This window comes from Nitratireductor sp. GISD-1A_MAKvit (genome assembly GCF_040819555.1).
Lineage (GTDB): Bacteria > Pseudomonadota > Alphaproteobacteria > Rhizobiales > Rhizobiaceae > Nitratireductor.
On record NZ_CP161920.1, the window covers coordinates 1,537,314 to 1,550,637 of the forward strand.

The 13,324-nt window shown below is 61.8% G+C and carries 10 protein-coding genes and 1 pseudogene; 3 read left to right on the top strand and 8 right to left on the bottom strand.

What is annotated here, in order from left to right; genetic code table 11:
- Position 1: 1 nt before the first annotated feature.
- The 3 genes and pseudogenes from AB2N04_RS08630 to AB2N04_RS08640 all read right to left on the bottom strand — a co-directional run bounded on the left by AB2N04_RS08630 (position 2) and on the right by AB2N04_RS08640 (position 4,778).
- Positions 2-2,813, bottom strand: a pseudogene (locus AB2N04_RS08630) (DUF4159 domain-containing protein).
- Entirely contained in the window at positions 2,810-3,727 is a 918-nt protein-coding gene (locus tag AB2N04_RS08635) for a DUF58 domain-containing protein (protein WP_367718378.1), read from the bottom strand. The pseudogene AB2N04_RS08630 and the gene AB2N04_RS08635 overlap by 4 nt, the downstream one beginning before the upstream one ends.
- Positions 3,728-3,755: 28 nt before the next feature.
- Positions 3,756-4,778: an AAA family ATPase gene (locus AB2N04_RS08640; RefSeq protein ID WP_367718380.1), complete on the bottom strand. Its 1,023-nt coding sequence runs from the start codon at positions 4,776-4,778 to the stop codon at positions 3,756-3,758.
- A 160-nt stretch (positions 4,779-4,938) separates the two neighbouring features.
- Here AB2N04_RS08640 and AB2N04_RS08645 point away from each other — a divergent pair, with 160 nt between their 5' ends.
- The 3 genes from AB2N04_RS08645 to AB2N04_RS08655 are packed head-to-tail and all read left to right on the top strand — an operon-like array spanning position 4,939 to position 7,471.
- On the top strand, positions 4,939-5,568 hold the full coding sequence (locus tag AB2N04_RS08645) for a DUF1285 domain-containing protein (protein ID WP_367718769.1): 630 nt from the start codon (positions 4,939-4,941) through the stop codon (positions 5,566-5,568).
- 2 nt (positions 5,569-5,570) lie between these two features.
- Complete coding sequence (locus AB2N04_RS08650) at positions 5,571-6,203, top strand: CoA pyrophosphatase (RefSeq protein ID WP_367718770.1); 633 nt, start codon at positions 5,571-5,573, stop codon at positions 6,201-6,203.
- Positions 6,203-7,471, top strand: a complete 1,269-nt coding sequence (locus AB2N04_RS08655) for a CCA tRNA nucleotidyltransferase (RefSeq protein WP_367718381.1) — start codon at positions 6,203-6,205, stop codon at positions 7,469-7,471. The genes AB2N04_RS08650 and AB2N04_RS08655 overlap by 1 nt, the downstream gene beginning before the upstream one ends.
- 22 nt (positions 7,472-7,493) lie before the next feature.
- Here AB2N04_RS08655 and AB2N04_RS08660 read toward each other — a convergent pair whose 3' ends face one another.
- The 5 genes from AB2N04_RS08660 to AB2N04_RS08680 form a co-directional block, all read right to left on the bottom strand.
- Complete coding sequence (locus AB2N04_RS08660) at positions 7,494-7,679, bottom strand: DUF1059 domain-containing protein (RefSeq protein WP_367718383.1); 186 nt, start codon at positions 7,677-7,679, stop codon at positions 7,494-7,496.
- Positions 7,680-7,798: 119 nt separating this feature from the next.
- Positions 7,799-8,689 carry a LysR substrate-binding domain-containing protein gene (locus AB2N04_RS08665; protein ID WP_367718385.1) on the bottom strand — a complete coding sequence of 297 codons (891 nt, stop codon included), beginning with the start codon at positions 8,687-8,689 and terminating at the stop codon, positions 7,799-7,801.
- Positions 8,690-9,014: 325 nt separating this feature from the next.
- Positions 9,015-9,371, bottom strand: a complete 357-nt coding sequence (locus AB2N04_RS08670; RefSeq protein WP_367718386.1) for an ATP-binding cassette domain-containing protein — start codon at positions 9,369-9,371, stop codon at positions 9,015-9,017.
- Between the two features lie 7 nt (positions 9,372-9,378).
- On the bottom strand, positions 9,379-10,902 hold the full coding sequence (locus AB2N04_RS08675; RefSeq protein WP_367718388.1) for an ABC transporter ATP-binding protein: 1,524 nt from the start codon (positions 10,900-10,902) through the stop codon (positions 9,379-9,381).
- Entirely contained in the window at positions 10,899-12,746 is a 1,848-nt protein-coding gene (locus tag AB2N04_RS08680; RefSeq protein WP_367718390.1) for an ABC transporter ATP-binding protein, read from the bottom strand. Before AB2N04_RS08680 ends, AB2N04_RS08675 begins: the two co-directional genes overlap by 4 nt.
- Positions 12,747-13,324 lie beyond the last annotated feature (578 nt).

Here is a 13,324-nt window from a genome sequence, read left to right on the forward strand (position 1 = left end):
GCTACTGTCCCAACCGTTCCAGAAGGACCGGTATATGGACCTGATCCGATTTGTAATTTCCCGTGAGCATGTACATCATGATGTTCACCCCGGCACGATAGGCATAAAGGCGCTGCAGCGGGTCGTTTGGCACGGTCGGTAAAAGTGGCTCGCCACTGGCGTCCATCGCCCAGGCGCCGGCAAGGTCGTTGCCGGTGATCATGATCGGGGTCACGCCGTCGCCCACCCGAACGGGCCGGTCGGTGCGGATCGCGGAGTCGAGCGAAGCTTCCACCCAGAGCGGGCTGCCGCGATAGCGGCCGGGAAACTCCGGCAGGATGAAAAAGGATTTTGTCAGCACATGATCTTCGGGCACCGGTTCCAGCGGCGGCACGTTGAGGCCGGAAAGGATATCGCGCAGGCGCTGCGTGGCGGGTGTCACGGCATCCGAGCCGAACCCGCTTGAATACTGATCGCGTGTGTCGAATAGGACCGTTCCCCCAGACTGCATGTAGGCGTCCATGCGGGCGATCGCCTCTTCGCTCGGCATCGGTGCGTCGGGGTCAATGGGCCAGTAGATCAGGGGGTAGAAGGAAAGCTCGTCGGTGACGATATCGACACCCGCAGGCTCCCCGGGCTCCAGCGCCGTCTTGGCTGCAAGGAACCTCGACAATCCGCGAAGACCGGCGCGGCTCGTTGCATCGAGCGAGGAAAGCCCGGTGATCACATATGCGATGCGCGTCTGCGAAATCGCCTCGATCGCCTCTGTTTCGCCGGTGCGTTCATCCTGCGCACGGGCTGCCTCCGGTGACATGATGGCAAGCGTCAGGCCCATGGCCAATAGGGTGGCCGCACCCGTTGCCAGTTGCGGTCTGCGGCGCAGCCGCCCCCCGAGCCAGAGAACAGCCAGCGTATCGAGCGCAAGCAGTGCGAGGGCGGCAGCAAAGAGTGGCCCTTTCAATGGCATCTGCTCGTCGAGGCCGTAAGAGATCGTCGTCATCGGGGCAGGAGCCTCAGGCCGGTCAATCGGGGAGAGCTCGACATCAGGGGCGAGCAGATTGTGTGCCACAACACCTTCTTCGCTGCCATAGAGGCCGGGAGGATGTTTCAGCGTGACGGCGCTTGTGCCTGCGGTGAGCGGCTCGGCTTCTCCCGACGGTGGCACGAGGCGCCCTTGCGCCGAAATCAGTCGATAGGGCGCAAGCGCCCGCCCGCCGTCAGCGCTCGCATTGTCGAGGGCACCCTGATTGCGTGAGAGCTGAACGATCCGGCGCAACATTTCCACGAAGCTGCCGGAGATCGGCAGGTTCGACCACGTGGCCTCCGGCGTTACGTGAAAGAGAACGATCTGGCCTTCGCCGCGCGAGACGCCGGTCACCAGAGGCGTCCCGTCGGCCAGATTGGCCCAGCTCCGCTCCACGATATCGGGCGAGGGTTCGGCCAGAACCTGACGGTTCACCGTCACGTCGCGCGGCGGTGCCAGGTCGGAAAAGGGGCCATTGTCCGGGAACTCTGCTACCGGCTGTGGTTCCGTCCAGGAGAGCGCGCCGCCGAGCGAACGTTCGCCCAGCCTGAGACGAACGGGCAGAAGATCCTCGTCATTGTCGGCTGCCGCCAGCCTGGGGCCGGCAAAACGCACCAGCGTGCCACCGCCATTCACCCAGTCGATCAGTGCCTGTCGTGGGCCAGCCGGTAATGTGCCGACATCCGCCATGATGATCACTGCCGGATTCTGTTCCAAAAGTTCCGGCAATGCTTCCGTCAGTTCTGCGGTCGACGGCTCCATGAGATCCGCAAAGGGCGCGAGCGCGCGCTCGATATAATAGAGAGGCGAAAGCAGTGGTTGCGCCTGATCCCCTTCGCTCTGCGAAATCAGCCCGATGCGCCGGCGCTTGCTGTTTTCGTCCAGAACCCGCAGCCCTGCGGCCTGATTCTGACCCTCGATCTCCACGGAAACAAAATCGTTCCGCAGTTCGAAGGGCAGGCGCATGGTGCCGACGGCCCGGTCTTCTCCCGCGCCGAAGGTAATGGTGGTTTCGGCGATGCGTCGGCCCCTCTCGTCACTCGCATAGGCTACGGCCTGACGCGGGGCCGGTGTCGTTCGCTGCGCGTGTCGCCGTGATCTCGAAGGCTTCGGCCGTATTCTGCGTATCCGTGGCCGCCAGCAGGCCGAGGCGCTCAGGCTGGGCCCACATGATTTGAGCCGGCCCACCGGAGAACAGCTCGGCAAAGGCTGCTTCGTCCCCATTCATGGCCAGCCCGTCGGTGAGTACAGCGATTGTGGCGCCCGCAAATTCCTCAAGCGCTCCAGCCACCCGGCCATAAATGGCCGGCCGGTTGCCCGGCACGGGTCGCGGCTGCGCGGCGTTCAGTCGTTCCAGCGCTGCATTCGCATCGAACGGGCCGATTTCCTGGTTCTGCTCTTCAGCCGTCAGCGCCAGCACCACGGGCTGTTCATTGGCGCGGGCATCCTGGATGAGGCGCGCCGCCGTGGCCACGCGTTCATCCCACTCGGGTGCCGCAGCCCAGCCATTGTCGAGCACGATGGCGAGTGCATCACCATCGCCCGTCGCCTTTTCTCGCGGGTTCAGCACCGGGTCGGCCAGCGCCAGAATCACCAGTGCGGCCAAAAACAGCCTCAGCAGCGTCAGCCACCACGGGCTCTTGTGCGGTGTTTCCTCGCGTTTTGCCACCCGCGCCAGAATTTTCAGTGGCGGAAAGGTCTCCGTCTGGGGCCGTGGCGGGGTCAGACGCAGAAGCCACCAGATCACTGGCAGGGCGATCAGGCCCCAAAGCAGGAATGGCTGCGCAAACGAGAGTGAAAGCCAGCTCACAAGCCTCCCTCCATGCCAAAGCCGGCATCGGTGCTCATGGCATTGTGCACGGCGACCAGCGCCTGCGCTGCGGGCTTGTCCGTGTGGTGCACCGTGTAGCTCCAGCCAAGCCGTTTGCACCAGAAAGCCAGTTCCTCACGGCGGGCGAGATAAAGCCGTCGGTAATCTTCGGCCAGTGTTTCGGCACGGCCTGCCGTCAGCTTTTCGCCCGTTTCAGGATCGGAAAATTCGGTGCGACCGGTGTAGGGAAAACTCTCTTCGGCCGGATCGGCCACCTCGACCAGATGGGCGCGTGCGCCGCGGCTCGCCAACTGGTCGAGCCAGGCGATGGTTTCTTCCACCGGATCGAGAAAGTCGCTCATCAGCACCACATCGGAGAAACGGCGGATCTGCATGAGATCGGGCCGGGCCGGCAGGTCTGGGGTATGCATGAGCTGGGCCGCCAGCCGCTCGGCGCCATTGCGGGCTGAAAACGGGTCGGTCACGCCTGGCCATGCGATCCGCTCGCCGCTTCGCGACAGGAGTTCTGCCAGCGCAAAGGTCAGCACCAGCGCCCGCGCTTCCTTGGGTGTTGGCGCCAGCGAGGATTTGTAGAGCATGGAGGGCGACGGGTCGGCCCAGAGCCAAACCGTATGGGCCGCCTCCCATTCGCGGTCCCGCACATAAAGATGGTCGTCGCGCGCGGAGCGCCGCCAGTCGATGCGCGAGATCGCTTCGCCGTCCACATAGGGTCGGAACTGCCAGAAATTTTCACCGATCCCGCGTTTGCGGCGTCCGTGCCAGCCGGCGATCACATTGTTGGCAACGCGCTTTGCATCCACGAGCAGGTCGGGCATCAGCGCGGCCCGTGCGCGCGCGCGAACCAGCGCATCGCTCGATGCGACCGGTGCGGAAACGTCGCCGATCTTCGCCATCAGGGTCCTATCCGGAGCGCGGGGTCCATCAGTCGATCGCCTTCACGAGCCGCCGGATCACGTCGCGCACGGTCATGCCTTCCGCCCGTGCCGCGAAGGTCAATGCCATTCGGTGCTGGAGCACCGGCTCGGCCAGTGCCCGCACATCGTCCACTGAAGGCGCGAGCCTGCCGTCATAAAGCGCCCGGGCACGGGCACAGAGTGTCAGGGCCTGGCTGGCGCGCGGGCCGGGCCCCCACGCCACGTGGCGGTCCGTATCGGGGTTTCCGACACCCGGTCTTGCAGTGCGCACCAGCTGAAGGATGGCATCGACCACGCTTTCGGGAACGGGCATGCGGCGGATCAGCATCTGGATTTCCTTCAGCCGCTCCGGCGAAAGCGCGTTTTTTGCCTCCGCTTCATCGGTGCCTGTTGTTTCGAGAAGGATGCGCCGCTCCGCGTCGAGTTCGGGATAGAGAATGTCCACCTGCATCAGAAAGCGATCGAGCTGTGCTTCGGGCAGGGGATAGGTGCCTTCCTGCTCCAGCGGGTTCTGTGTCGCGAGCACATGGAAGGGTGCGGGAAGGTCATGCCGGTGGCCGGCCACCGTCACGTGATATTCCTGCATCGACTGGAGGAGTGCGGATTGGGTGCGGGGGCTCGCACGGTTGATTTCGTCGGCCATCAGAAGCTGTGAGAAGATCGGACCGGGCAGAAAACGGAAGGAGCGCTTGCCCTTCTCGTCCTGCTCCATCACTTCCGAACCCAGAATGTCGGAGGGCATCAGGTCCGGCGTGAACTGGATGCGCCGTGCATCGAGGCCGAGCACCACGCCCAATGTCTCCACCAGCTTTGTCTTTGCAAGTCCGGGCACACCGACAAGCAGTGCGTGTCCACCGGCGAGGATCGCCACAAGCGTGCGTTCCACCACCGCTTCCTGCCCGAAGATCACCTGCCCGACGCCATCGCGCACCTTGGCGATGTCCGCCAGTGCACGCTCGGCAGCAGCGACCATTTCCTTGTCGCTCATGGTTTCTTTGCCGGGGACTTCGTTTTTGGAAACAATGCTCATGCCGTCTCGATCCTCATTGAAAGCCCCGCGCGACCAAAGGGCAGCAGGAACGGATCACACCGGCACGTGTCTGGAGCGAATCGTGCCTTCACGTCCCTTTGGCAAATTTAAAACACTCAACAAGGCTGACAAGCGAAACAACAGTGACTATTTCGTGACCATGAACAAGAAAACGAGCAAAAGCACGTCGAGCCTTGCCGGAGCCGCGGACACCGCCAGCCTGGAGGCCATGATCGCGCGCGCCGCCCGTTCGGGCAAGGGCGCGCCGCCGGTGGAGCGCTGGAATCCCGCGTTTTGCGGCGATCTCGATATGGAGATCCGCGCCGATGGCACCTGGTTCTACATGGGAACACCGATCGGGCGCCCGGCGCTGGTTCAGCTTTTCTCTTCCGTTCTGCGCAAGGATGAGGATGGCAAAACCTATCTCGTAACTCCGGTGGAAAAAGTGGGGATCCGCGTTGAAGATGCCCCGTTCCTTGCTGTGGAAATGGCTGTGACCGGAAAGGGAGAGGCGCAGGCACTCACCTTTCGCACCAATGTCGGCGACTTGGTCGAAGCCAGTCCCCAGCACGAGTTGCGCTTTGTGGATCAGCCGGAAACCGGCGGATTGAAGCCTTATCTGCATGTGCGCGGGCGGCTCGAGGCTCTGGTGGCGCGCTCGGTCATGTATGATCTGGTGGAGGCCGGAGAGGAGATCGAGATCGATGGACGCTTGATGTTTGCCATCCGTTCGCGCGGGGCGGTGTTTCCCGTCATGCCCGTTGCCGAGTTGCACAGGCTGTCGCAATGACCATGGTGGGCGCCTCCAGAACCCTTTATTCAGCCGACGAGTTTCGCCGTCGCGCGGCGCGTCAGCAGGGGCCCGCAGGCGCGGAAGATTACGGCGATCACAGCCTCAACCCGGATCTGCGTGAAATGATCGTGCGGCCCGGCCTGCGCGATGCGGCGGTACTTGTTCCAGTGGTCGACCATGCGGATGGCGCGTCGGTCATCCTCACCCAGCGCACGAAGGCGCTGCGCAATCACTCCGGCCAGATAGCCTTTCCCGGGGGGCGTATCGATCCAGAGGATGCTTCACCGGAAGCCGCCGCCCTGCGCGAGGCGGATGAAGAGATCGGTCTTCTTCCCGATGCGGTCGATGTGGTCGGACGCATGCCCGATTATTCCACCGGCAGCGGATACCGGATCGCACCGGTTCTGGGCATTGTTCAACCGGGCTTTGATTTGCGCATCAACCCCGACGAGGTGGATGCCGCTTTCGAGGTGCCGCTGGCCTTCCTGATGGATCCAGCCAATCATCGACGCGAGAGCCGTCTCTGGCAGGAGAAGGAGCGGTTCTATTACACCATGCCCTTCGGCGAGCGCTTCATCTGGGGGGTGACGGCGGGCATCATTCGCACTCTTTACGAAAGACTTTATGCTTGATGAACAAGCGCTTGATTTCAGATTCACATTGGCTTGCAGACGAGAAGCTGCAGACACTGCTTGCCGCACTGTCCACGGACGGAGATGAGGCGCGGGTCGTGGGCGGCGCGGTGCGCAACACGCTCCTGCAGCAGCCCGTCACAGACATCGACATCGCCACCACCACGGAACCGGCAGAGACGGTGCGCCGCGCGCGCCGGGCCGGGTTCCGCACTGCTCCCACTGGCATCGACCATGGCACGGTCACGGTCATCGCCAATGGCCGCGCCTATGAGGTCACCACGCTGCGTGCGGATGTGGAAACCGATGGACGCCATGCGAGTGTCACCTTCGGGCGGGACTGGCGCAGCGATGCTGAGCGGCGCGATTTCACGATCAATGCGCTTTATGCCCGCGCGGATGGCGAGATTATCGATCTTGTGGGCGGCCTGAAGGATCTCGAAAGCCAGACCCTGCGCTTCATCGGTGATGCCAATACACGGATCACTGAAGATTATCTGCGGATCCTGCGGTTTTTCCGCTTCTTTGCCTGGTATGGGCGAGGCCGCCCCGATGCAGCGGGGCTCAAGGCCTGTGCACGCCACCGTGACGGGCTGGAGCGGCTGTCCGCCGAACGGGTGTGGGCCGAATTGAAAAAACTCCTGTCTGCATCAGATCCCTCACGCGCGCTCCTGTGGATGCGCCAGACAGGCGTCCTGACGAAAATCCTGCCGGAATCGGAAAAATGGGGCATCGACACGATTGGTCCGCTTGTGGATGCGGAGCAGACACTTGACTGGCAGCCCGACCCGCTTCTGCGGCTGGCCGCGATCATTCCGCCCCATGCGCCGCGCATCGCGGAGCTCGGCAAACGACTGCGTCTTTCCAACGTTGAAAGAACGGCTTTGGAGGAGTGGGCTGCCGCGCCGCTCCCGGCGGCGGATCTGAGTGAAGAGGGATTCAGGAAAACTGCCTACAGGGCTGATGCAAAAGGTCTTTCATGGCGTCTCAGACTGGCGCTGGTCAGTGCGCGCGCGCGCGCATCGGAGGATGATGCGGCACTGATGGAGGCCGCCGGCTATACCCGTCTGATGAAGCTCGCCGATGCATGGCAAAAGCCGTCATTCCCGGTCAACGGAAACGATCTGGCAAAACTGGGCCTGGAAAAGGGGAAGGCGGTCGGAGAAGTTCTGACCAGTCTGGAGGAGGAATGGATCGCTTCGGATTTCTCACTGAAACGCGACGCGCTTCTGGAGCGCGCCGCGGCAATGATCTCGTCCGCCGGCTGAGAGAGCCGGCGGGGCCACGTTGTCAGGCAGCGTTGCGGGATTCGGTGATGCGTGAGCGGATGGCTTCCACCATGCTTTCGCGGATCACGGTTTCACCATGCGCCTCGCGCATGTGCTCGGCTGCCCGGCGGATGACCTCCGCCTCTTCCTCATGGCGGGTATGCCAGTCGCAGCCTGGAACGAGCGAGCCGCAATGAAACTCCTTCATGAGACTGTCCTCCTGTTCTCGGTTTACGCGTGGCATGAATTATAACATGGAATGCGGCAAGAGGTTGCCGGATACGAAAAGCGTTCTAGGCAAGCGGACGCTGCGCTTGCGGCTCATGTTCACTCCGCCAGCATCTGCGCGATTTCGCTTTTCAGCCACGCCTTGAACGCGCGCACCTTGTTGGGCTCGGGGCGGTTTTTGGAGGTGATCAGCCAGTAGCTGAAGCGTGTTTTCGCGCGCTCGCGAAAGGGAGCCACAAGCTGGCCACCACGCAATGCATCATGTGCAAGCGTGTGCCACGCAAGCATCACGCCCTGACCGGCGATCGCTGCATCGAGGCAAAGTGAGGCGTCGGTAAATGTGTCCCCCTCCGCAAGGTCCCGTTCGTCCAGGCCAAGCGGTTTCAGCCACACATCCCATTCGATATTGGAATTGGCATCGCGAATGATGGGCGCGGTCAGAACGTCTTCGGGCGTTTCCAAAGCCTTGGCAATCGAAGGGGCGCAGACGGGAAACACCTCCTGCGGCAGAAGATATTCTGCCCGCACATCCGCCCAGTTTCCTTCCCCCACACGGATGGCCAGATCGATATCCGTGCTGTCGGGATGAGCAAGGTCGATGGCTGCCTCAAGGCGCAGTTTGGTCTCAGGATGCGCCCTCGCATAACGTGCAAGTCTGGGCACCAGCCACTTGGAAGCGAACACCGGGGCCACCGATATTGTCAGCACCGAATCCGAGTCGTGCCGCGTCATGGCGACCGCCGAATCGAGGGTCTGAAACCCTGTGCCGAGCCGCTCGATAAATTGACGCCCTAGCGCTGTCGGGCGAATGCCGCGTCCCGTCCGTTCAAAAATCGCCGCGCCGAGTTGCGCCTCGGTCTTGAGCACCTGCTGACTGACGGCGCCAACGGAAACACCCAGTTCTTCTGCGGCAGCGCCCAGCGAGCCGCCGCGGCCGACCGCTTCCACGGCTCGCAATCCGTTCAGATGAACCCTTGGCAGATGTTTCATATAGCTTTTCTATAACGATCCCCAGGCAAACTCCATTGAAATTAGCCCAACGTGCACTGATTGTAGATCTTTGAAGCCTCTTTCCGAAGGAAAGGGAATGAGATGATAGAGTTTTTCTTTATAAAATTTAAGGCTTTCAGAGCGCGCTATCATGCGGCTCGGACAGCACTGGAGGAAGCCGAATGGCGGCACGATCCGCTCACGCATCCGGCGCTGCGTGTGATGTCGATGCAGCAGCTGGCCGACCTGCCACTGCGTGATCCGGGGCGCGAAAACAGCGGCATCGCGGCCCGGTTTCCCGCCTCGGCGCCGGTTCGTTTCGGCGCTACTCGGCCGCCATCCTCCCGCCAAGAAAACCGCCGGACTGGCGCTTCCAGAGCTGGGCGTAAAGCCCGTCCCGTTCAACCAGCGCCGCATGGGAGCCTTCCTCCACAATGCGCCCCCGATCCAGCACGATGATCCGGTCGAGTGCTGCAATGGTGGAGAGGCGATGCGCAACGGCGATCACCGTCTTGTTCTCCATCAGACGCTCGAGATTTTCCTGGATCACGGCTTCGATCTCTGAATCGAGCGCAGAGGTTGCCTCGTCGAGAATGAGGATCGGGGCGTTCTTGAGCATCATGCGCGCAATGGCGATGCGCTGGCGCTGGCCTCCCGAAAGCTTGACGCCGCGCTCGCCCACCACCGCGTCATAGCCGGTGCGGCCCCTTCGGGTCCGACACGTCGAGGATGAACTCGTGAGCCGAGGCACGTCTCGCCGCGGCAATGATGTCCTCTTCGCTGGCCTTGCCCCGGCCATAGGCAATGTTTTCGCGGATCGAGCGATGCATGAGCATCGGCTCCTGGCTCACCACGCCGAACTGGCTGCGCAGCGATGTCTGGGTCACCCGGGTTATGTCCTGACCATCAACCAGGATCTTCCCGTGCTCGGCCTCGAAAAGCCTCAGCATCAGGTTTATGATCGTGGTCTTGCCGGCCCCCGAAGGTCCGACCAGCGCGACCCGCTCGCCCGGCTTGATGTGGAGGTCAAGCCCCTCGATGATACCGCTTTCCTTGCCATAATTGAACGTGACGTTGTCGAAGCGGATGTCGCCTTTCGCACGCGCCATGTCCGCTGCATCTTCTGCGTCGCGGATGGCTGGCTCCACCGAAACCACGGTGGTGGAATCCTGCACGGTCGCGTAATTGCGGATCAGCCCGTTGATGTTGAACATCATCCAGCCCGACATCTGGTTGAGTCGGAAGACAAGCCCCATCGCGGCCGCGATCTCGCCGGTGGTAATGGCGCTGTCCAGCCAGCGTGATACGGCAAGAACGAAGATTGCGGCCATCATGAAACCGTTGACGATGGCAACCGTGACGCGCACCCGGGTGATGGCGCGCGTCAGTTTTTGCACCGCACTCAGGAAATGCGCCATGCCCTCGCGCACATAGGAATGCTCACGCTGGCCGCTGTCGAACAGCTTGACCGCGAGGATGTTTGTAAAAGCGTCGACCATGCGCCCGTTGAGGATCGAGCGCTGGTCGGCAGTGCGGCGTCCTGCACGCCGCAGTGGGGGCAGCAGGTAGCGTGCGATCGCCACATAGGTCACAAGCCAAAGCAGGACCACCAGCCCCATGAGCGGGTCGAGCACGGTCAGGATGGAGGCAGCCAGCACCACGAAGGTGAGGAAGCTCCACATGGTCTGCAGCACATTGATGATGAAATCGCCCGTGGCCTCGCCACCCTGCAGAATCTTGGTCGCGATGCGGCCTGCAAAGTCGTTCTGGTAGAACTCGTAGGGCTGCTCGATCACCCGTCGAAATGCCTGCCAGCGCACACGCTGGTAAAAGGCGGGTGCGATCACCTGTTCTTCAAGGATCGTGTTGCCGATGATCACCACAGCGCGGATCACGAGAAGAAGCGCAAGGAAGCCTGCAAGCTTCTCCCAATGGTTGGCAAGCAGTGTCTGTGGCGAAGACGAGTCCAGAAGATCGATCAGCCAGCCAAGCGCCCAGTAGAGCCCGGCATCGACGGCGCCCATCAGGCCACCGGCGATCAGAAGCAGCACAAAGGGCCATTTCGCCTGCCTCGCAAAAAACAGGATGAACTCATGCGCCTTGACCGGCAGCACGGAACGCCCGGTGTCGCCAAAGGGATCGATAACCCCTTCGACGCTGCGCCACCAGCTTTCGGACCTGGGCGGTTCCTTGCTTTTCTCGTCTACGCTCATTCCGCCGCCTCGCTTGATTCCAGATCGAGAAATCCACCGGACTGGCGCTGCCACAGGCTTGCATAGAGGCCGCCGGCGGCCACCAGTTCCTCATGCGTGCCTTCTTCGACGATGCGGCCCTTGTCCATGACGACAAGGCGGTCCATCGCAGCGATGGTTGAAAGCCGGTGCGCAATGGCAATCACCGTCTTGCCCTCCATAAGGCGGTAGAGGTTTTCCTGAATGGCCGCCTCCACCTCGGAATCAAGTGCCGATGTCGCCTCATCGAGAATGAGGATTGGGGCACCTTTCAGCATGACGCGGGCGATGGCAATGCGCTGACGCTGGCCCCCGGAGAGTTTCACACCCCGCTCGCCCACATGGGCGTCGAACCCCTTTCGGCCTTTCGGGTCGGTCAAGCCGTCGATGAATCCCATCGCTTCGGCACGGCGTGCCGCCTCCAGCATCATTTCTTCGGTTGCGTCGGGACGGCCATAGAGAATGTTGTCACGCACGGAACGATGCAGCAGGGAGGTGTCCTGCGTCACCATTCCGATCTCGGCCCGCAGCGAATCCTGCGTAACCGTCGCGATGTCCTGCCCATCGATCAGGATGCGTCCGCGCTCCAGGTCATAAAAGCGCAGCAGCAGGTTGACGAGTGTGGATTTGCCGGCACCTGAACGCCCCACCAGACCAACTTTCTCGCCAGGTTTTACCGATAGCGAGAGATCCTCGATCACACCGCCCTTCTTGCCGTAGTGAAAGCCGATGTTTTCGAATTCGATCCGACCCTCCGGTACGGCAAGCGCTTTCGCGCCGGGCCTGTCGTCCACGGTTCTGGGCATCGAAATCGAACCGATACCATCCTGAACCGTGCCGACATTCTCGAACAGGGCCGTCAGCTCCCACATGATCCACTGCGACATGTTCCAGAGCCTGAGTACCAGCCCGATGGCGACCGCTACGGCGCCAACCGATATCTCGCCTCCGATCCAAAGCGTGATCGAGAGATAGCCCACGGCGACAAGGCAGGCCGAGTTCAGGAGATAGAGCAGCCCGTAAAGGCCGGTGACATAGCGGAACTGGGTGTAGACCGTCTGCAGAAAGCCGTTCATCCCTTCCCGTGCGAAGCCGGCTTCACGCTGCGCGTGCGAGAACAGCTTCACCGTCTGGATGTTTGTGTAACTGTCCACCACACGCCCGGTCATGATCGAGCGTGCATCGGCCTGCTTCTGCGCCACCTTGCCAAGACGCGGGATGAAATAGACCATCAGTGCAAGGTATCCGCCGAGCCAGAAAATGATCGGCAGAGACAGGCGCCAGTCGGCGGAGGCGGTCAGGAACAGGATTCCGACAAAGTAGATCACGACGTAGTTGAACACGTCGAAGGTCTTCACCACGCACTCGCGCACCGCCAGCGCGGTCTGCATCAGTTTGGTGGCGATGCGGCCGGCGAATTCATCCTGATAGAAACTCATGGACTGCTTCAGCAGGTAGCGATGCACCTGCCAGCGGATTCTCATCGGATAATTGCCCATCAGGATCTGATGGTTGTTGAGTCCGGTAAGCAGGATCAGCCCAGGCAGGATCACAAGAATGAATCCCGCCATGGCGATGAGCTTTAGCCCTTCTTCGTCCAGGAATGTGGCCCGGTCGCGATTCGACAGCCAGTCGACGATGTCGCCCAGAAAGGCGAACATCCAGACCTCCGCGATTGCGATGGCCGCCACAAGAAATGTTCCCAGCAGGACATAGGGCCATGCCCCCTTCGTGAAATGAATGCAGAAGGCGAAGAATGTGCGGGGCGGCTCCTGCGGCTCCTCGTGCGGAAAAGGCTCAAGCCTTTGTTCAAACCATTGAAACATCGTCTCAGGCGTCTTTCATTCTGGACACCGCGAACGTGAGTTGTTGATTCACGTTCGCGGGATGGTGGTCTGTGTTTAAGAAGCTTTTCCGCGGGCGGCAGCTGGCGGAAAAGCGATGCTTGCCGGTTGCTCGGCTATCTGTGGCCCTTGCGCGGTACGGATACCGCCGGGACGTTCGTTCGCGTTGTGCCCGGCCCCGTCAAGGGACCCGTACTCAGCGGAGGGGGGTGCCCGCTACTGCCCGTTGAAAGGGGTTTATCATGTGGCGGGACCGCGGGCTTGCCGAGTGCGGCCCTGAATGCTCCTGAAAGGGAGGCGACAGGAGCGATGTTGTTTCCGCGCCTGAGTGCGCAGATGGCCGGATCGGTTTTCGCGAGACTGTTCTTGTGGGGCGCGATGTCCCCTTTGTGAATGCGTGCAGTCATGATGCAAATCCATTGTGTCAACCGGATGAAACGGTCGGCGGATTCGCTCGCGCGCTGCTTTGACTGTGGTGAAAAAGCGAAAGAACGAAACCCGCCGTCAGGCCTTGTGCGTTTCCGTGATCCACGGGCGCAGGCCGGCGAAGGAGATAAACA